The sequence below is a fragment of the Tenacibaculum sp. IB213877 genome, assembly GCF_034043975.1.
In the GTDB taxonomy this organism is placed as follows: domain Bacteria; phylum Bacteroidota; class Bacteroidia; order Flavobacteriales; family Flavobacteriaceae; genus Polaribacter.
On record NZ_JAXCHH010000004.1, the window covers coordinates 332,787 to 351,814 of the forward strand.

The 19,028-nt window shown below is 30.8% G+C and carries 24 protein-coding genes; 8 read left to right on the forward strand and 16 right to left on the reverse strand.

Annotation, left to right across the window (positions count from 1 at the left end; genetic code table 11):
* The first annotated feature begins 53 nt into the window (after nt 1–53).
* From SLH33_RS04920 to SLH33_RS04940, 5 genes are all read left to right on the forward strand, one after another.
* Nucleotides 54–893, forward strand: a complete 840-nt coding sequence (locus SLH33_RS04920; protein ID WP_320417953.1) for an SDR family oxidoreductase — start codon at nt 54–56, stop codon at nt 891–893.
* 15 nt (nt 894–908) lie between these two features.
* Complete coding sequence (locus SLH33_RS04925) at nt 909–1,667, forward strand: SDR family NAD(P)-dependent oxidoreductase (protein WP_320417954.1); 759 nt, start codon at nt 909–911, stop codon at nt 1,665–1,667.
* 11 nt (nt 1,668–1,678) lie between these two features.
* Complete coding sequence (locus SLH33_RS04930; RefSeq protein ID WP_320417955.1) at nt 1,679–2,596, forward strand: helix-turn-helix transcriptional regulator; 918 nt, start codon at nt 1,679–1,681, stop codon at nt 2,594–2,596.
* 191 nt (nt 2,597–2,787) lie between these two features.
* Complete coding sequence (locus tag SLH33_RS04935; protein WP_320417956.1) at nt 2,788–3,240, forward strand: response regulator; 453 nt, start codon at nt 2,788–2,790, stop codon at nt 3,238–3,240.
* Between the two features lie 31 nt (nt 3,241–3,271).
* Nucleotides 3,272–5,530, forward strand: a complete 2,259-nt coding sequence (locus tag SLH33_RS04940; RefSeq protein WP_320417957.1) for an ATP-binding protein — start codon at nt 3,272–3,274, stop codon at nt 5,528–5,530.
* Here the strand turns inward: SLH33_RS04940 and SLH33_RS04945 are convergent.
* Nucleotides 5,520–6,092 carry a biliverdin-producing heme oxygenase gene (locus tag SLH33_RS04945; RefSeq protein WP_320417958.1) on the reverse strand — a complete coding sequence of 191 codons (573 nt, stop codon included), beginning with the start codon at nt 6,090–6,092 and terminating at the stop codon, nt 5,520–5,522. The two genes, SLH33_RS04940 and SLH33_RS04945, sit on opposite strands and share 11 nt — an antisense overlap.
* 214 nt (nt 6,093–6,306) lie before the next feature.
* Here SLH33_RS04945 and SLH33_RS04950 point away from each other — a divergent pair, with 214 nt between their 5' ends.
* Nucleotides 6,307–6,705: a hypothetical protein gene (locus tag SLH33_RS04950; protein ID WP_320417959.1), complete on the forward strand. Its 399-nt coding sequence runs from the start codon at nt 6,307–6,309 to the stop codon at nt 6,703–6,705.
* A gap of 58 nt (nt 6,706–6,763) precedes the next feature.
* Here SLH33_RS04950 and SLH33_RS04955 read toward each other — a convergent pair whose 3' ends face one another.
* The 10 genes from SLH33_RS04955 to SLH33_RS05000 all read right to left on the reverse strand — a co-directional run bounded on the left by SLH33_RS04955 (nt 6,764) and on the right by SLH33_RS05000 (nt 13,483).
* Nucleotides 6,764–7,597 (reverse strand): M57 family metalloprotease, encoded by an 834-nt coding sequence (locus tag SLH33_RS04955; RefSeq protein WP_320417960.1) that lies wholly within the window; start codon nt 7,595–7,597, stop codon nt 6,764–6,766.
* Between the two features lie 632 nt (nt 7,598–8,229).
* Complete coding sequence (locus SLH33_RS04960; RefSeq protein WP_320417961.1) at nt 8,230–8,502, reverse strand: hypothetical protein; 273 nt, start codon at nt 8,500–8,502, stop codon at nt 8,230–8,232.
* A gap of 3 nt (nt 8,503–8,505) precedes the next feature.
* A complete protein-coding gene (locus SLH33_RS04965; protein WP_320417962.1) occupies nt 8,506–8,781 on the reverse strand; it encodes an ATP-dependent Clp protease adaptor ClpS in 276 nt (91 codons plus the stop codon).
* A gap of 7 nt (nt 8,782–8,788) precedes the next feature.
* Complete coding sequence (prmA, locus tag SLH33_RS04970) at nt 8,789–9,622, reverse strand: 50S ribosomal protein L11 methyltransferase (protein WP_320417963.1); 834 nt, start codon at nt 9,620–9,622, stop codon at nt 8,789–8,791.
* Nucleotides 9,623–10,384, reverse strand: coding sequence for a triose-phosphate isomerase (gene tpiA / locus SLH33_RS04975; protein ID WP_320417964.1), 762 nt, complete (start codon nt 10,382–10,384; stop codon nt 9,623–9,625). It abuts the gene before it with no gap.
* Nucleotides 10,385–10,386: 2 nt separating this feature from the next.
* The gene (locus SLH33_RS04980; protein WP_320417965.1) at nt 10,387–10,902 is read right to left on the reverse strand and encodes a TlpA disulfide reductase family protein; all 516 of its coding nucleotides are present in this window, start codon (nt 10,900–10,902) and stop codon (nt 10,387–10,389) included.
* Nucleotides 10,903–10,920: 18 nt separating this feature from the next.
* Nucleotides 10,921–11,412: a TlpA family protein disulfide reductase gene (locus tag SLH33_RS04985; RefSeq protein ID WP_320417966.1), complete on the reverse strand. Its 492-nt coding sequence runs from the start codon at nt 11,410–11,412 to the stop codon at nt 10,921–10,923.
* A 35-nt stretch (nt 11,413–11,447) separates the two neighbouring features.
* Nucleotides 11,448–11,933, reverse strand: a complete 486-nt coding sequence (locus tag SLH33_RS04990; RefSeq protein WP_320417967.1) for a TlpA disulfide reductase family protein — start codon at nt 11,931–11,933, stop codon at nt 11,448–11,450.
* Between the two features lies 1 nt (nt 11,934).
* The gene (locus SLH33_RS04995) at nt 11,935–12,405 is read right to left on the reverse strand and encodes a thioredoxin-like domain-containing protein (RefSeq protein ID WP_320417968.1); all 471 of its coding nucleotides are present in this window, start codon (nt 12,403–12,405) and stop codon (nt 11,935–11,937) included.
* 1 nt (nt 12,406) lies between these two features.
* On the reverse strand, nt 12,407–13,483 hold the full coding sequence (locus SLH33_RS05000; RefSeq protein ID WP_320417969.1) for an ABC transporter permease: 1,077 nt from the start codon (nt 13,481–13,483) through the stop codon (nt 12,407–12,409).
* A 61-nt stretch (nt 13,484–13,544) separates the two neighbouring features.
* Here SLH33_RS05000 and pyrF point away from each other — a divergent pair, with 61 nt between their 5' ends.
* Complete coding sequence (gene pyrF / locus SLH33_RS05005) at nt 13,545–14,360, forward strand: orotidine-5'-phosphate decarboxylase (RefSeq protein WP_320417970.1); 816 nt, start codon at nt 13,545–13,547, stop codon at nt 14,358–14,360.
* Nucleotides 14,357–15,148, forward strand: a complete 792-nt coding sequence (locus SLH33_RS05010; RefSeq protein WP_320417971.1) for a helical backbone metal receptor — start codon at nt 14,357–14,359, stop codon at nt 15,146–15,148. Before pyrF ends, SLH33_RS05010 begins: the two co-directional genes overlap by 4 nt.
* Here the strand turns inward: SLH33_RS05010 and SLH33_RS05015 are convergent.
* The 5 genes from SLH33_RS05015 to SLH33_RS05035 all read right to left on the reverse strand — a co-directional run bounded on the left by SLH33_RS05015 (nt 15,128) and on the right by SLH33_RS05035 (nt 18,937).
* A complete protein-coding gene (locus SLH33_RS05015) occupies nt 15,128–15,313 on the reverse strand; it encodes a hypothetical protein (protein ID WP_320417972.1) in 186 nt (61 codons plus the stop codon). The genes SLH33_RS05010 and SLH33_RS05015 overlap by 21 nt on opposite strands.
* Before the next feature lie 73 nt (nt 15,314–15,386).
* Entirely contained in the window at nt 15,387–16,085 is a 699-nt protein-coding gene (locus SLH33_RS05020) for a DUF4197 domain-containing protein (RefSeq protein WP_320417973.1), read from the reverse strand.
* Nucleotides 16,086–16,088: 3 nt separating this feature from the next.
* The gene (locus SLH33_RS05025; protein WP_320417974.1) at nt 16,089–16,256 is read right to left on the reverse strand and encodes a DUF5522 domain-containing protein; all 168 of its coding nucleotides are present in this window, start codon (nt 16,254–16,256) and stop codon (nt 16,089–16,091) included.
* A 94-nt stretch (nt 16,257–16,350) separates the two neighbouring features.
* Entirely contained in the window at nt 16,351–16,899 is a 549-nt protein-coding gene (locus SLH33_RS05030; protein WP_320417975.1) for a DUF4136 domain-containing protein, read from the reverse strand.
* 19 nt (nt 16,900–16,918) lie between these two features.
* Nucleotides 16,919–18,937, reverse strand: coding sequence for a urocanate hydratase (locus SLH33_RS05035; protein ID WP_320417976.1), 2,019 nt, complete (start codon nt 18,935–18,937; stop codon nt 16,919–16,921).
* Nucleotides 18,938–19,028 lie beyond the last annotated feature (91 nt).

Below are 19,028 nucleotides of genomic sequence, written 5' to 3' on the forward strand. Positions count from 1 at the left end.
TTCATTAGCAAACATAAGATAGAACTTTGCATTTTAATCTTAAAAAACACATAATGAACACACAAAAAATTTGGTTAGTTACCGGAGCTTCTAAAGGATTAGGATTGGCTTTGGTTAAAAAACTACTAAAAGAAAACTATCAAGTAGCTGCAACAACAAGAAACCTACAATCTTTAAAAGATGCCGTAAACTATTCTGAAAGTAATTTTTTACCTTTAGAGGTAGATTTGATTAATGAAGAAAGTGTAGACAAGGCTATTAATAATATTATTAAAAAGTTTGGAAAAATAGACATCGTCGTAAACAATGCTGGCTACGGACAAGCGGGTACGCTTGAAGAACTAAGTGATAAAGAATCTCGTAAAAATTTTGATGTAAATGTTTTTGGAGCGCTTAATATTATCCGAAGAATAATGCCTCTTTTTCGATCAAAAAAATCAGGTCATATCATTAATATTGCATCTGTTGCTGGTTTTATTGGAAACTTTCCCAGTTTTGGAGTTTATTGCGCAACTAAATTTGCTTTAGTGGGTTTAACTGAAGCTCTTTCTGCCGAAGCAAAAGCTTTCGGAATAAATGCTACGGTGGTATACCCTGGTTATTTCCGAACTAATTTTTTAGAAAATAACTCTTTTAGTCTCCCAAAAAATCCGATAAGAGAGTATGAAGAAGCCAGAGCTATAGAAAAACTTCACACAGATGAAATAAACGGAAATCAAGCTGGTGATCCTGATAAAGCTGCTGTTGCTTTAATTGAAATTACTAAAAGCAATACACCTCCTATACATTTATTCTTAGGTAGCGATGCTTATCAGTTTGCCAAGGAAAAGATAAAGATTATTGAGAATGAATTAGAAAAAAATAAAACTTTAACTACTTCAACAGATTTTTAACCAAAAATGAAAAAAATGAACAATAAAATAGCATTAGTAACTGGCGGAAGCCGAGGTTTAGGAAAAGATATGGCTGTTAATTTAGCCGAAAAAGGTATTGATATTGTTATTACATACCACTCAAATCAATCTGCAGCAAATGACGTAATTAAAGAAATTAACAAAATTGGACAAAAAGCAATTGCTTTACAGCTAGATGTAAGCAACATCCATCAATTTGATGATTTCTTTAATCATTTAAAATCTAAAATGAAATCAGAATTTGGGTCTTCTGAATTTGATTTTTTGGTAAATAATGCTGGAACCGGAATTTATAAACCATTTCTTGAAACCACAGAAGAAGATTTTGATGAAATGATAAACGTACATTTAAAAGGTGTTTATTTTTTAACTCAAAAAGCAATTTCATGCATGAATGATGAAGGTAGAATTATTAACATTTCTTCTGGACTAGCACGTTTTTCTTTTCCAAATTCATCTGCGTATGCTTCAGCAAAAGGTGCCGTAGAAGTTTTTACCCGCTATTTAGCTAAAGAATTAGCTTCCAAAAAAATAACAGCTAACGTAGTAGCACCGGGTGCTATTGCTACAGATTTTGGCGGAGGAGAAAACAAAACAAATGAGCAAAAAAGACAAGCAGTAAGTAATTTTACCGCTTTAGGAAGAGTTGGTGAAGCAGAAGATATAGGCGGGGTTGTGGCTTTTTTATGTACTCCTGAGGCTAAATGGATAAATGGGCAAAGAATTGAAGTATCTGGTGGAATATTTTTATAAGGTTATTTGCAATGAAAAACATTCAACAATTTAAATACATACATCAATACCATGAACTTGCAGGACTACCTAAACCCGAGCATCCGTTAGTAAGTTTAATTGATTACAGTCAAGTAAATTATCAACTTCAAGAAAACTCTGAGTTCTCTTGGGTGCAAGATTATTTTTCTATTGCTTTGAAAAAAAACATTCACATAAAACTACGTTATGGTCAGCAAGAATACGATTTTGACGAAGGGTTAATGTCTTTCTTTTCTCCCGGGCAAGTAATGAATATGCAAATGAACAAACAATCCAACCCAAAACCTTCGGGTTGGATTTTAATGATTCATCCTGATTTTTTATGGAACACTAACTTAGCAAAAAACATAAAAAAATATCCGTTTTTTGGATACGCCGTAAATGAAGCTTTATTTTTATCAGAAAAAGAAGAATTGATGATAGCTACCATTATGCAAAATATTCAAAAGGAATACCATACGAATATTGATAAATTTAGTCAAAACATCATCATCTCTCAAATAGAAGTATTGCTAAATTATGCAGATCGTTTTTATGAGCGTCAATTTATCACCCGAAAAATAACCAATCATCAAATTTTAGAAGATTTAGAAAATATTTTATCGGAATATTTCAATAATGATCAATTGATTGAAAAAGGGCTACCTACCGTTCAATTTGTTGCGGATAACCTACATGTTTCTCCTAATTATTTGAGTAGTTTACTAAAGGTATTAACAGGCCAAAGCACACAACAGCATATTCATGAAAAGTTAATAGAAAAGGCAAAAGAAAAACTATCAACCACACAGCTTTCTGTAAGTGAAATTGCGTATGAATTGGGTTTTGAGCATTCTCAGTCATTTAGTAGATTATTTAAAACAAAAACCCAATTATCTCCTCTAGAGTTTAGAAATCGCTTTAATTAAATAATCTTTATTTACAAATAGGAATCTGCTTAAACACATATTATAACAACATAAAACTAAATAGTTTACAATTTTCAATTAATACTTAAAAATACTATCAACACAATAAAAAAAAGTTAACTTAGCAGATTACTAACTAAACATTTTGTTTAACCAACTGTTTTAAAAACAAGCTTATTTTAATTAATTAAATGAAAGAGTTTACAATTTTTTATGCTGACGATGATGAAGATGATTTAATGTTTTTTGAAGAAGCAGTAATGACATTATGTGAAAGTAAAGACTGTATAATTACACTATGTTTACTTAAGAATGGAGAAAATTTAATAGAATCTATAGAAAAAAACAACCATGGAGATTTTGTTGTTTTTTTAGATTTAAACATGCCTTTAAAGTCGGGTTTTGAACTTTTGGAAGAAATTAGATCAAAACCTGAAACACAAGGTGCCCCCGTAATCATGTACTCTACAAGTTCTAATGAACATAACATTTTACAAAGCCAAAAACTAGGAGCAAATTATTATGCGGTAAAGCCAACTAATTTTAATGATTTGCTTAAAATTATTTCGAGTGCTGCAAATATTAACTGGAAAAATCATCCTCAAAATACTGCTAGTTTTCTTTTCAATAAAGTATATTGTTAGCAGACACTACTTTTAACATCAATTACTATCTATGAATTTTAGAAATATAACTAACCATACTATTGTAAATTTAGAGAACTGTGAAGATGAACCCATTCATATTCCCGGTCTTATACAACCTCATGGATTTTTAATTTCTGTAGATAGTAAATTAAGTGTTATTAATGTATGTAGTAAAAATACTAAAGATTATCTAAATTTAACTTATCAGCAAATTTTAGGAAAAAAAATAGATACCTTTTTTAATGAAGAATTTTTAAGCAAATACTACACTTTTAAAAAAGACACATCTGGCTCCTTTAAAATATTTAATTTCTCTTTTAATGAAAGACTTTTTTCTATTAGTTTTCATCATAGTAACAACTCAGTTATAATTGAAGGAGAACCTACGGAAAATCAATTTGACAAAGACAACCAACTATACAACTCTTCAAAACAGTTATTAAGCTATATTGAAGACACCTCAACATTAAAAGAACTATGCAACTCTGTTGCTTTAGCTATAAAAAACATTACCAATTATGATCGTGTAATGGTGTACCGTTTTGATGCTGAGTACAACGGGGAAATTATTGCGGAAAGCAGAGAAGAACATTTAGAACCTTTTTTAGGCCTTCATTATCCGCATACCGACATACCTGCACAAGCTAGAGAATTATATATAAAAAATCCTCTAAGAATTATTGGAGATGTAGATTATGAACCAGTAGAACTTTACACATATAATTCAAGTTCTATAGAAAATTTAGATTTAAGCCTATCAATACTACGAAGCGTTTCTCCTATTCATATTCAATATTTACACAATATGGGAGTTGGCGCTACCTTAACAGTTTCTCTTATTCATAAAGGTAAATTATGGGGCTTAATTGCTTGCCATCATTATTCTCCAAAATATTTAAGTCAAGATATTCGAAACACGGTAAAACTTCATGGTCATTTTATTACCTCTCAAATTGATGTAAGATTATTAAATGAACAATATGAAATTGCACGAAAGGCTAATGCTGCGGTTGAAAGTTTAACTTCTAAAAAATTAGTATTTGATCGTAGTTCAATAATTCAATTATTCAAAGAAAAACATATTATTTCACTATGCAATAGTACAGGAGTTTCTGCATTTATAAGCGGTAAACTTTACACCTATGGTGAAACGCCAACTAATGAAGAAATTGAACTGTTAGGAGAATTCCTTTACAACTTTAGTAATAATGGTCGTTTTGTAACTCACTCTTTATCACATGTTGCATCAGATTTAAAATCAATTTCTGAAGCTTTTCCGGGTATTAACTATTTTTCTCTTGGCAATGAAGCAGATTTTATAATTTGGTACAGAAACCCAACTATTAAAGATATTCATTGGGCAGGAGACCCTAATAAATCTATAGAAAAAGACAAAAATGGTTTATCTCCCAGAAAATCTTTTGAGAAATTTACTGAAAACGTTAAAGACACTAGTAAACCATGGCTAGAAGCCGAATTAGCAGCAAGTACTAATTTTTTTAATTTTTTTCAAATTCACATAAGATCCATTCTATTAAACGAAGAAAAAGAAACCCAAAGAAAATTAGGTGAAATTCTTAAAGAAACCAATGCTGAACTAGAAAATATAAACTGGATTAGTACACATGACCTACAAGAGCCTCTAAGAAAAATACGTATGATGGCTTCAACTTTGCTAAGGACAAACACAAATAATCCACTACCTGATAATGTGCATAACAAAATTATCAAAATGCAAAATTCGGCAGAAAGAATGCAAACTTTGATCAGTGATATATTAAAATATACTAAAGCTAATGTTGAAACTCCCGATTTTGAAATAGTAGATATACACAATTTATTACTGCAAACTAAAGAAGAAATTAAAGACACTCTTATAGATGCCAATGCTACCTTAAAAATTGAATCCTTGCCCAATATAAAAGGTGTCCCATTTTTATTGAAACAATTATTTTTAAATACTATATACAATTCATTAAAATTTAGAGACCCACAAAGACCTCCTGAAATTGTAATAAAAAGCGGAGAAAATTCATTCGATGAAATTTCAACTTATGGAATGTATCACATTATTGAAGTTACAGATAATGGCATAGGGTTTAACAATGCATATAAAGAAAAAATATTCAAAATATTTTCAAGGTTAAATAGCAAATCTGATTACAGTGGATCTGGAATCGGTCTTGCTCTTTGTAAAAAAATAATGACAAAGCATAAAGGATTAATAGATGCTAGTGGAGAACTAGGAGAAGGCGCTACCATTAAACTTTACTTTCCTAAACACTAGCAATTAAAAGCCAATTTTCAAGTGCTTTAAACGTATTTTTTGCCCCCAATACGGCTTGTTGTTCATCGATGTATTTTGATGATGTAAATAAATAGTTTTTAAAATTGCTCCACATTAGATTAGTATCTTTATTGTATGAATTGAAATAAGAAGTAACACAACTATCATTTTCTTTTAACTGCAATTTCTTTTCTAACATACTGGTTATAATTTGACCTCCAAGTGTAGAACCCTCTATAACATATAAAACCCCAATTGCATATGATGAATTACTAATAGGAAACAAATCTGGTTTTTGTGTAATTGTACATACATTATTTATAGCAGACAAATCATTATACAATCTTTTTGTATGGTACCTATTATTAATATCTGGTATTAATGTATCATCTATAATCTCATGTATTTTTACCTCAATAGGTTCATAAAACATGTAAAGTTTATTAAGAAGCAAAGCGTACTGCTGAAGTGTAGAAATTTTTTTTAACTCTTTTATTAGTCTCTTTTCTACATTTTGATGATAAGGCTTAGTCTCTTCCTTTAACTTTTCACTTAAACTCATGTGTTTTTATTTAGTAAATAACAATTTTTAAAAGTTTTACGAAACTACCATTTTACAATTAATTTTAAGAAAAAGACTTTATTTTATTTCTTTTTCTTATTGCAAGGCAAGTAATACAACTCTTCTTTACTCTATTTAATACAAGGTAAAATCTTATTGATATTTGTGAATTGTGTTTTTTTGTTTTAAAATTGCACAAAAATATCCCCCAATTATGAAAAAAACGATTTTTTTATTTATTCTAATTTTTTTAACAGCTTCAAATATATTCTCACAAGACAGAAGCGGAACTATTTTTTATTCTTCTGTTGAGAGAACCGAAGAACTATACAATATTATCATTGATATTTATGAAATACACGGTACAAAATATATAGAAGTTGAGTTATTTGATGCAAATGAAATTAAATTAGCTTCAAACATAGCTACATTAATACATAAGGATAATAAGTACTATTTAAAATATAATGAAGAAGAAAAGCAAGTTGTTGTTCAAGACATCAATTTAGCTTTAAAGAATCCTGACAATAATATTGAATACCCAATGGTTAAAGTAAAATTACTAGATCAAAATTATCAAGTTGTAGATTTTTCTCAGAAAGTATTTTATTAAAACACAAAAAGTTCCGAGCATTCATACTCGGAACTTCCTTTATATTAAATCAAATTAATTAATATAAATAATTTAATGCAGTAACATCATTAGGTCCAAACTCACCATCTTCAGAAGAAGAGAAACAAGCTAACATAACAGATGTTGAATCATAACCTGATGGTGTTCCAGGAATTGGATTTGCTCCTACTCCAGCATCACCTTCATTTACATTTTGACCGCAGCTTTGTCTAGAATACCAGTCTGTATGACGGAAACCAACTGAGTGACCAATTTCATGAGTAATAACATGCTCAATTACGTTTGTGTCATAGTTATTTAAACCATAAATTTGAACATACTTGTACGGCGCTCCTCCAGAAGGAAATCCTGCCGAACCTCCAGCTCCACTTTGAGACGGATTATGATACACAACCATATCTTTACTCTGATATCCGGTACCAAATGTTAAATTAAATGAAATAGACAAACCTAATGCATTGTAGTTATCTACGGCCCATTGTAAAGCAGTACGCTCTTTTGTTGATAACGCTTGACTACCACCTGTGTAACCAATAATATCAATTACTGTGTTTTGACTTACCAAATTATTAGTATGGTAATTCTTAGCAGATAAACCTTGTAAAGATTTTAATCCCATAATCTGTTCTTCAGACATATGGAGATCTCCTTCCATTTGATACATTGGAATTGTTTTTCCATCAGGTAATAAAAAATTCACTTTAGAAACATCACTTGTATTGATGTCATAATCCGCAAGTTTTGAAATAATCTCTGGAGATACTTCATTTTGAAATTGTTGTTCTTGCATATCTGCCTTTTCTGACTGACAAGCAAAGAAACCAGCACTAATTAATACTAATACTACTCGGGGAATTCTAAGTTTTTTCATTGTTTTTAAATTTTGAAGGGTTAATAATTAGAATTTTAACAAATATATTATCATTTTATTAATATTTTAACAAGTGTTTAAATATCAACAGATTAATGTTTTAAGTTTATTTCTAAACAAAAAAGATCTAAATTATATATTAGCAACTTATATCTAACAGATTTCATTTACTTAAACCATTAAATAAAATAACCAAACTAAAATCTAGCTTACAGATAAAATGAACAAAAATTAAAGTTGCAACTGTTAAGAAAAGTCTATAAAGTAAAGAACCTTGAACTTTCGTCCAAGGCTCTTCGTCTAACCAAACTTAGTATAAAAACTAACTACTACTATTTTAAAAACTACTACTCTCTATTTTCTTTTTAAAAGAAAGCTTCTTCTTTCAGAAATCTCCTAAAGAGATTTTTCAAGGGGCGCCTTACTAAAAGAAGCTCTTATTAACGGGGATTATAAATTTTTATCAGGGTTAATGGGAATTGATAAAAACATAATTCAAACAATGTAATATGAACTTTCTTTCTTTTAAACAACAGCCTTTTTACCTGACTGCTACACTATTATGACACAACTATTTTTAAAAGGTCACATTAATCATAAAAAAAAGTCAAAAAAATATTTTTTTTGACTTTTTAATATAGATACTTTCTTAAAACTACTCTATGTTCAGATAAGGATTTATCATAGTTTTCAACCAATACCTCTAGTATTTCTGGAGGTCGAATCCCTATATCTTTTTTGGATGGAAATTTTGAAACATAAAGATTAAATTGATCATCTTTTTTTTCAAAAATTAAAAAATGTTGAGAATTTAATTCTGAATACGCTATTAATTTTCCTGAAAACACATTAGACTTATCTTCAAAAAAATCGGAAAACTCATAATATTTTAAAACGTTTTCCATCAATTATACGATTTCTGCAGATAATCCTAATTCTAACAATTTAGAGCAACGAGGTTCTAAATCATCATACTCTCCTGTTTTAACTCCACATTTACCTTTGTAATGAACTAAAATAGTGCATTGCTCAGCTTGCTCTAAAGTATGCTCACACACACTTATTAAACTGTCAATTACAAAATCAAATGTGTTTACATCATCATTGTACAAAACAATTTCATGCTCTCTTTTTTCTTGAAAAAGAACATCTAATTCTTCTTGAATTTTTTCAATTGTACTCATCTTCATTTTATTTAATATATTTTACTGCTACCCAATTGTTTCTATCAATAACTTTATCCAGTTTTAAGCCATACTTACTTACCTCTGCATCAATAATTGGAATATCTTCATGGTAAAACCCACTTAAAAGCAATACTCCGTTATCATTTAAACAACTAGTATATACTTTCATGTCCATTAACAAAATATTTCGGTTAATGTTAGCTATAATAACATCATATTTTTTATTGATTAGAAGAGAAGAATCTCCCTCATATACTGAAATATGACGACAGTTATTTCGTTCGATATTTTCTACTGAATTTACATAACACCAATTATCAATATCAATAGCATCAATAGGTTGCGCTCCTTTCATCTCTGCAAAAATAGCCAAGATACCTGTGCCGCACCCCATATCTAAAGTCTTTTTTCCCTCTAAATCTATATCAATCAGATGTTGAAGCATCATGTGTGTTGTTTCATGATGACCGGTACCAAAACTCATTTTTGGCTCAATAACTATATCGTATTTTAAATTTGGATTTTTATGAAAAGGCGCTCTTACACTTACCAAATCATCAACCTGAATGGGACTGAAATTCTTTTCCCATTCTTCATTCCAGTTGGTTTGTTCAACTTCTTTGTGGTTATACTCAATTTTAAAATCAGAAGAGTTTAAAATAAAGATACTCTCTAAAACAGAAGGATTCCAGTCCGATTTTTGAATATAAGCTGTAACTCCTTCTTCATTTTCAACAAAACTTTCAAATCCTGCTTCTCCTAATTCTGCAATAAGAATTTCGGTTGCCGGTTCTTTAGGCTGAACCGTAAAATTATATTCAATATAAATATTATCCAATTATATAGCTTTTACTATTGCTGAAAAATCTTTTGCTTTTAATGACGCTCCTCCAATCAAACCACCATCTACATCTGGCTTTGAAAAAATTTCTTCGGCATTATTTGGTTTTACACTACCACCGTATAAAATTGAAATAGTATCTGCTAATTCCTGACTATATTCCGAAGCAAATAAACCTCTAATAAACGCATGCATTTCTTGAGCCTGATCTGCACTAGCTGTTTGACCGGTACCAATTGCCCAAACGGGTTCATAGGCTAGAATTATATTTTTAATATCTTCTGATTTTAAATGGAATAACGCATTTTTTAATTGAGATTCCACCACCTTAAAATGATTCTCACTATTTCTATCTTCTAACTGCTCTCCAAAGCAAAAAATTACTTCTAAATTATTTTCTAATGCTGTATTTACTTTTTCTGTTAAAAGTTTATCTGTTTCGTTAAAATAAGTTCTCCTTTCAGAATGACCTAAAATAACTGTTTTTACACCAACTGAAGTTAACATTTCTGCAGAAATCTCACCTGTATAAGCACCATTTTTAGCTTGATGCATATTTTGAGCTGCTACTTCAATTTTAGTTTTTTTAGTTTTTTTGGTGGCAGTTAGTAAGTTTACAAAAGTTGGTGCTATTATTACACGTGTATCTTTTTTTAACTTAACAGATTTTAATTCTTTTTTTAATTCTTTGATAAGTTTTTTTGTCTCATCAAGAGTATTGTTCATTTTCCAGTTACCTGCAACTATTTTTTGTCTCATAGTTAGTTGTTTTCTAATGCTTCTTTTAATCTAACATCAGTAGGATCAGAAATATTTGACACAACAATTTCTCCTTTTTTATTTACCACCATGTAGTTTGGAATTTTATCTATTTGCAAACTTTGCGCAAAACTTCCTTTTAATGCAGATGGTAAGTAATAATGCTCTCCTTTTATATCAAAACGTTCAATTCCTCTCTTCCACTGATCTACATTTCTATCTATTGACAAAAATACAAATACTGCGTCGATATTTTTCTCTTTAAGCTTGTTAATATGTGGTAAACCTAAAATACATTCTTTACACCATGAGGCACATACTTCTACAAATACTTTTTTTCCTTTATATCTTTCTAAAATTTTATCAAATTGAACTTCTTCTTCTTCAAGATTTAAAAATTTACCTTGTAACGCTCCAACTGGCATTTTTGTTCCTTTTTGTACAGTATTACATGATGTAAATGCGATTATGACTAAAAGTAATGATACTTGTAGTAATGCTATTTTATTGATTTTCATTTTTTGATTAGTTTGAGATTAGTTTAAAGCTTCGTCTAAGGCTGGATCTTGTGGGTTGGTAGCTCGCATCAATACTATTTGACCTTCTTCATTTACTACCATGTAACGTGGAATTTGATCTAAATTGATAAACTCTCCAAAAGCACCTTCCCATTCTGATTGTAAGAAATAATGATCTCCATTAAAATCAAATCGTTCTATTCCTCTTTTCCAACGAGGAATAGTTTTATCTAAAGACAAAAATACAAAAGCTGCATCTGGATGTTTTTCTTTTAATTTATTAACATAATGCAAACCTAAAATACAGTCTTTACACCAAGAAGCACACACCTCTAACATTACTTTTTTTCCTTTGTATTTATCTAATACTTGTTGTAATGTAATTGGTTGCTCATCAATACCTATAAATGTATCAGCAAGAGCTTCTGAAGAAAACGGGACAGACCTTTCAGTTTTGTTGTTACATCCAACGAACAATAAAACTGAAAAAATAAAAAGTAATTTTTTCATTTTAACGGGGATTAATTATTAATTGCTAATGTACATTATTTTTTTAAAGCTTCAAGTATTTGACTATCATTTGCTTCAACAGCTTTGTACATACTTATATGTCCTTTTTCATCAACTACCACATACCTAGGAATCCAATCTAAACCTAAAAAAGAACCAAAATCTCCTTCCCAACCAGATTTCATAAAATAATGTTCACCGTTTACGTTATATTTCTCAATTCCAGTTTTCCATTCGTCTAAATTCTTATCCAACGATAAAAACAGGAAAACTACGTCAGGGTTTTCATTTTGCAAGGTAACCACTTTTGGTAAGCCCTTAATACAATCTCCACACCAAGAAGCCCAAACATCAATCAACACTTTTTTTCCTTTGTATTGATTTATTACTTCTTGAAATGTTGTTGTCTTTTCATCTAAAGAAATAAAAATATCATTTAATGCTTTTTGTGAAAACTGTGTTGGATTCTCTGTTTTACAATTGAAAAAAACAACTACTAGTATTAATATAATTTTCTTCATCTTATTTTAATTTATCTGATACTTTTGAAGTTTTATACACCTTAATAGTTCCCTTTTTATCAATTTTTAAAAACCTCGGAATACTTTTCAGTTTTAAAAACTTACCTAAATCTCCATTTCCTTTTTTAGGAATGTAATAAAATTGACCTTTCGGTTTTATATACTCTAAACCTCTTTTCCAGTCGTGATACGTATGATCAACTGACAAGAAAATATATTCTTTTTCTGGATGTTCTTTTTGAAAAGCAACTACATCATCAAAACTAGCTTGACTAACCGGACAATAACTTGCAAAAACCTGAATAAATTTATTCTTGTTAGTATTTTTATTCAAAACCTCTCTTAATGTTATGGAATCCCTTTCTGGCGTGACTAATTTTTCATCTAACGCATTTTTGGAGAATGATTTTGGTTGAAACGCAGCACAGCCAACAAAAATCATCATTAAAAAAAATAAAATTATACTCTTCATTTTAATTTAATTTAACTCGTGGATCTAACCAACTATAAATAACATCAACCAGAATATTAATGATTATAAATAAAGTTGCAATTACTAAAACACTTCCCATAATTACTGGTAAATCTAATGTGTTTAATGCGTTAACTATTTCCTTACCTAAACCGTTCCAATTAAAAATATACTCCACAAAAACAGCACCGGCTAACATTGAAGCAAACCAACCAGAAATTGCTGTAACCACAGGATTTAATGAATTTTTAAGCGCATGTGTTTTAACAACTTGATACGTACTTAATCCTTTTGCTTTTGCAGTTCTTACATAATCTTGATTCAAAGTTTCTAACAACGAGTTTCGCATTAATTGAATTACTACAGCCAACGGACGAATACCTAAAACTAGTGCGGGTAAAATCAAATTTTTCCACTTAATATAACTTCCTTCTCCAAAATCATCTACTTCATACAAGCTCCCTGTCATTTCTAAATTTGTGAATTTATGTAACACAAAACCAAAAAACCAAGCAAATAATATTGCTGAAAAAAATGATGGAACGCTCATTCCTAAAGTGCTAATTATAGCTATAATTCTATCAAAGAAAGTATCTTTATAAAGTGCTGATAAAACCCCTAAAACTATTCCTATAGAAATTGCAATTACAATAGCTACAATAGCTAAAACTGCTGTGTTTGGCAATGTTTCTGAAATTACTTCAGAAACTTTTTTACCGTTTTTTTGAAAGGATTCTCTTAAGTAAGGGTATTTTAACACCACCTGACTCTCTCCTATTGAAAAAAGTTTACTATAACTATATTTTTCAGCAGATAAAAAAGTATAATCTTCTTCATTTTTACTATGTATAGAAATGGGCGATAGATCATTTACATAATAAAAATACTGAGTAGTTGTTGGCTTATCAAAGCCATACTTCTTTTTTATGTTTTGAAGCTGTTCTGAATCTTCTCTTTGCCCCATTAACATTCTAGCAGGATCTCCGGGTAAAATATTGAACAAAAAAAAGATAACTGTTACAACCCCTAGCAAGGTAAGAAGTCCGTAAAAAGATTTGTTAACTATATACTGAAACATTAAAAACAAAGATAACAGAAAGTTTAAAATAATTACCTTTGAATAACTTTTAACAACAACCATGACCACACAACAACTTATTTCAGAAATTAAAAGAAAAAAATCCTTTTTATGCATTGGCTTAGATGTTGATTTGGATAAAATTCCCAAACGTTTACTGCTGGAAGAAGACCCAATTTTTGAGTTTAACAAAGCTATTATTGATGCCACTCATCATACATGCGTTGCCTATAAACCTAATATTGCTTTTTATGAAGCTTACGGAATTAAAGGTTGGGTGGCTTTAAAAAAAACGATTGAGTATTTAAACGAAACTTATCCAGAAATTTTTACAATTGCAGATGCTAAACGCGGTGATATTGGCAACACCTCAACTATGTACGCTAAAGCTTTTTTTGAAGATTTAGGCTTTGACTCAGTCACCATTGCTCCATATATGGGTAAAGATTCTGTAGAGCCTTTCTTAGCTTTTGAAAACAAGCATACTATTTTACTTGCTTTAACTTCTAACGAAGGGGCTTTTGATTTTCAAACTAAAAAAGTTGAAGGCACAGAATTATACAAAGAAGTTTTAGAAACTTCAAAAACTTGGCAAAACTCAAGAAACCTAATGTATGTGGTTGGAGCCACAAAAGCCGAATATTTGTCGGACATTAGAAAAATTGTGCCTAATAGCTTCTTGTTAGTTCCTGGGGTGGGTGCTCAAGGTGGTAATTTAGAAGAGGTTTGTAAATATGGAATGACTGAAAATGTTGGATTGCTTGTTAATTCATCTCGCGGAATTATTTATGCTTCCAATGAAGATAATTTTGCTGAAGCTGCAGCAGAAAAAGCAGAAGAATTGCAAAAGCAAATGAAAATGATTCTTCAAAAATGATTAAAGATCAGCTCAATAGAAAAATTGAAATTGAACAACCTATAAAAAGAATTATTTCTTTAGTTCCTAGTCAAACTGAATTATTGATAGATTTAGGTTTAGAAGATAAAATTGTTGGCATTACTAAGTTTTGTGTTCATCCTTTTGATTTAAAGCAAAAAAAAGAAATAGTTGGCGGAACAAAAAACATCAAAATTGATAAAATCAAAGCTCTCAAGCCTGACATTATTCTATGTAACAAAGAAGAAAACACCAAAGAAATTGTAACAATGTGTGAAAAAATTGCACCTGTTCATGTTTCAGATATTTTCACAATTAAGGATACCCTAGATCTTATTGAGCAGTATGGCATATTATTTTCATGCAGAACCGAAGCTTCAAAAATCATTCAAAAAATTGAATTTAAGTTGAATGATTTTAGAGAATTTAAAAGAAATTTAAGTTCCAAAAAGGTTGCTTATTTTATATGGAGAAATCCATGGATGGTTGCTGGGAATAATACTTTTATCAATTACCTATTAGAATTAAACAAATTTGACAATATTTATAGCAATAAAGAACGTTATCCTGAAGTTGAAATAAAAAAAATAAGAATAGAAGGGGATCCTGATTTGGTTTTATTATCATCAGAGCCTTATCCGTTCAAAGAAGAGCACGCGTTTGAAATTGGTAGAATTACACATCATGCAAAAACCGTATTTGTAGACGGAGAAATGTTTTCATGGTATGGAACCCGACTGCTTAAAGCCTTTGATTATTTTAAACAATTACATCAAAGAATTATCTAAATATTTAACTCTATTTATCTTTTCAAGAATTTTCATAGCCTTATAAGAAGCCAGGTCACTTTGTACCTCGTCAATATATTTATACTCATTAGAACGTTCTATTAATTTATAGTAACGTTCCTCTAAGTGCTTTCTATATCGGGTTAGTTGACTTAATCGTGACATGTTATGAAGGTTTAACTGTCATTAAATATACTAAAATATTTAATTGAAATTCAACTAATTATAAAATTTATTATTAATCCTGTAAAGCAAAAACTTTTCTTAATAAAGCTGTATCTCTTAAACCAATTTTTGTACGTATACCTTCTTCTTCTACGGCAATCATAGTAAACACTCCTTTTAAGGCTTCTGTAGTTACATAATCTGTTAAATCAGGATTTACTCTTTTCACAAAAGGTATACTATTATATTTTGTAATTAAATTTGCCCAAATTTCATCAGCGCCTACTTTTCCAAAAGAATTTTTAATTACCGGATTAAATTGATTATACAAAGCAGTAGTTGTTTTACCTTCTAAATACGATGTTGCCGCTCTATTATCTCCAAGCAAAATGTTTTTTGCATCAGTAAACGTTATTTCTTTAACTGCATTGACAAAAATTGGAGTTGCTGTTTTTACAGCATCTTCAGCAGCTCTATTTAAAGCCTTTATTCCTTCATCTGCTAAAGAGCTTAATCCTATTTTACGTAAACCATTATCTACTGCTTTTAGTTCTTCTGGTAATAAAATTTTTACTAATTCATTTTTATAAAAACCATCTTTCGCAGTTAATTTGGTTACTTGATGTTGAATTCCATTATCTAACGCTTGTCGTAAACCTTGCCCTATTTGTTGCTGGGTTAAACCTCCTTGTGGTAATTGGTTTACTACTTGTTGCAACTCAGCACAACTTGATAAAACTAGCACAAACGCCAATGCAATTATTTTTTTCATAATTTATCTTTTAAATGTATCTGTTTTTTTATCATATCCGTACGGACAGTGTTTACAGCCACTTTTACAGCAATACCCTCTTTTTAAATGGTATTTTTCTGTAAAGACTTTAAACCCCTGCTCATTTATGTAATAATCATCATCCTCTAATTCAATTCTATTTCTATACATATTTACAAATATATATTTTTCAAGCAAAAAACGTCACTACAAACCTATAAGTTCATACTGACGTTTTATTAATTATTAAAATAATGAATAAAAACTATTTTTTCTCAGCTCCCGGAGGATATTTAGCCATTATTTCTTTAACAAACTCTTTAATACGTGCTTCTTTCTTTTCTACATTAAGGCTTTTAAGAGCTCCAGTACCAATACCTTGCCATACTAATTCTTTCTTTTTAGCATCAATTATATCTAAAAATAAAGTTCCTTCTGTGTACTGATTTACGTTAAGTCTGTTAGCTCCACCCCACATCCATGGGTTCCAGCCCCAACCGTAACCCCAACCCCAGCCAGGGTTGTTATCATTGATATTTATTCTTTCTCTTGACTTTGTAAATAAACTAACTAACACATCTGGTTCAGACGACTTAGTCATTCCTTTAGCTACTAATTCAGCTTCAACTGCTCTCATTATTCTCTTTTTATCCAAATCAGAGATTGGAGCTTTATCAATCCCAGTTTTATAAAACGCAAAGGTTTTATACGAGTCAAAATCTGCTTTTGTATCATAATCTGTAGCTACTCTTACTGAACTACATGAAGTAAGAACCAACAAAAGCAATGGTGCAAAAAGTCGAGCAATTTTCATATTTACAAGGTTTTAAACATTAGTTAAACAATGCATCATCCACTATATTTGGCAACGTAACTTTAAGTTGTTTATTTGCTTCCATGGCACGCTTAATAGCAAAAATAGCTTCGTCATTTCTTGCCCAAGAACGTCTTGCAATTCCGTTATTCACATCCCAGAAAAGCATTGATTTTAAGCGCTTTGATGCTTCTTTACTTCCATCAAGAAGCATGCCAAATCCGCCATTAATTACTTCTCCCCAACCTACACCTCCACCGTTGTGGATTGACACCCAAGTAGCCCCTCTAAAACTGTCTCCAATTACATTATGAATAGCCATATCTGAAGTAAAACGAGAACCGTCATAGATGTTAGAAGTTTCTCTGTAAGGTGAATCAGTTCCTGACACATCATGATGATCACGACCTAATACAACCGGACCAATCTTTCCTTTTTTTATAGCTTTATTAAAGGCTTTCGCAATTTTAATACGTCCTTCAGCATCAGCATATAGAATTCGCGCTTGAGAACCTACTACTAATTTGTTTTCTTGCGCTCCTTTGATCCATTGAATATTATCCGCCATTTGTTGCTGAATTTCTTCTGGTGAATTTTGCTTAATCTCTTCTAAAACTTCACATGCTATTTTGTCGGTTTTTTCTAAATCCTTCGGATTTCCAGAGGTACACACCCAACGGAACGGACCAAAACCATAATCAAAACACATTGGCCCCATAATATCCTGTACATAACTTGGATAAGCGAATGCTTCGCTTGCCAGTTTTGAATGACTTTGCGCACAAAAATTACCGTTCTCATCTTTATAAACCTCTGCTCCTGCTCTGCTTGCTTCTAATAAAAAGGCATTTCCGTAGTCAAAGAAATAAGTTCCTTTGGCAGTATGTTTATTAATTGCCGCTGCATGACGACGTAATGATTCCTGAACCTTTACTTTAAACAATTCCGGTTGTTCTGCCATCATTGCATTTGCCTCTTCAAATGAAATACCTACAGGATAATAACCTCCAGCCCAAGGATTATGCAACGAAGTTTGATCAGAACCTAAATCGATGTACACATTTGCTTCATCAAACTTTTCCCAAACCTCCACTACATTTCCATGATAGGCTATAGAAACTGTTTCTTGATTTTCTTTTGCTTGATTCACTCGAGAAACCAATGCATCTAAATCAGTAACTACCTCATCTACCCAACCTTGAGAATGACGGGTATGTACTGCTTTTTCATTCACTTCTGCACAAACTGTAATACAACCTGCAATGTTTCCTGCTTTAGGTTGCGCACCACTCATCCCTCCTAAACCAGCAGTTACAAATACATTTCCTTTTGGTGATTTGTTTATCTTTCTGAATCCGTTTAAAACCGTAATCGTTGTTCCGTGTACAATTCCTTGCGGACCAATATACATGTAACTTCCCGCAGTCATTTGTCCGTATTGTGTAACGCCTAAAGCATTGAATTTTTCCCAATCATCGGGTTGAGAATAATTCGGAATCATCATTCCGTTGGTAACCACAACTCTTGGTGCATTTTTATGCGATGGAAATAATCCCATTGGGTGACCAGAATACATCACTAACGTTTGCTCATCAGTCATTTCCGACAAATATTGCATGGTTAATAAATACTGTGCCCAGTTCTGAAAAACCGCTCCGTTACCTCCATAGGTAATCAACTCATGTGGATGTTGCGCCACAGCATAATCTAAATTATTCTGAATCATCAACATAATCGATTTTGCTTGTTGAGATTTACCCGGATACTCCTCAATTGGACGTGCATACATTTCGTAATTTGGTCTGAAACGATACATATAAATACGTCCGTATTTTTCTAATTCTTCGGAAAATTCAGGTAATAAAGTTGCATGGTGTTTTTTATCAAAATAACGAAGCGCATTTTTCAAGGCTAATTGCTTTTCTTCTTCTGATAAAATTTCTTTACGCTTTGGTGCGTGGTTTATGGCTAAATCGTATTCTTTTTTTGAAGGTAATTCACTTGGAATTCCTTGTAATATCTGTTCTTTAAAAGTCATGGTTGTTTGCTTGTGCCAACAAATATATTTATTTTGGTGCGATAATTGTTTTTCTTTGTCAGATGATTTTTATTTCAAAATATATTGTTCC